Origin of the sequence: Acrocarpospora phusangensis (assembly GCF_016862995.1) — a bacterium.
Lineage (GTDB): Bacteria > Actinomycetota > Actinomycetes > Streptosporangiales > Streptosporangiaceae > Acrocarpospora > Acrocarpospora phusangensis.
Map to the genome: position 1 here is coordinate 1 of NZ_BOOA01000211.1, position 881 is coordinate 881.

The following is an 881-nucleotide window of genomic DNA, read 5'->3' on the forward strand; positions in this document are numbered from 1 at the left end:
ACCACGCCGGGTACGCCTACCGCCTCCAGCATCACCCAGACCTCCGCCAGCCTGACCTGGACCGCCTCCACCGACTCCGGCGGCAGCGGCCTGGCCGGCTACAACGTCTACCGCGAACAGGGCGCCACCGACCCCCAGCTCGGCCAGTCCACCACCAACTCCATCAGCCTGACCGGCCTGGCACCGGGCACCCAGTACCAGGTGTACGTGCGGGCCCGTGACGGCGCGGGCAACCTGTCGGGCAACTCCGCCCTGGTCACCTTCACCACGCAGGGCAGCACCGGCGGGGACACCAGCCCGCCCACGGCTCCCGGCAGCCTGGCCGCCTCGGGCACCACCTCAAGCGGGACCAGCCTGTCCTGGACGGCCTCCACCGACGACGTCGGCGTGGTCGGCTACGACATCCTGCGCGCGCCCGGCGCCTCCGGCGGCGCCTTCGCCCAGGCCGGCACCTCAACCACGACCAGCTTCACCGACACCGGCCTGACCGCGAACACGACCTACCGTTACCAGGTCCGGGCCCGGGACGCGGCCGGCAACATCTCGCCGGTCTCCAACACCGTGCAGATCACCACCCAGCCCGGCACCTCCACCGGGACCTGCTCGGCGGTGGCCACGGTGCAGAGCCAGTGGGGCAACGGCTATGTGATCCAGCCGCTGACCATCACCAACACCAGCACCGCCACGATCACCGGCTGGACGGTGACCTTCACCCTGCCGGCCGGGCACACCCTGACCGGCTCGTGGAACGGCACCTTCACCACCAGCGGCCAGACGGTGACGATCCGCAACGTCAGCCACAACGGCACTCTGGCGGCGGGCGCGAGCACCACCAGCGTCGGCTTCCAGGTCAGCCGCCCCAACGGCAACACCGCCACCCC

The 881-nt window shown here is 71.6% G+C and carries 1 protein-coding gene; it reads left to right on the forward strand.

What is annotated here, in order from left to right; all coding sequences use genetic code 11:
• Positions 1 to 881, forward strand: an 881-nt coding sequence (locus Aph01nite_RS40970; RefSeq protein WP_204046486.1) for a fibronectin type III domain-containing protein, incomplete at both ends; no start/stop codon positions are given.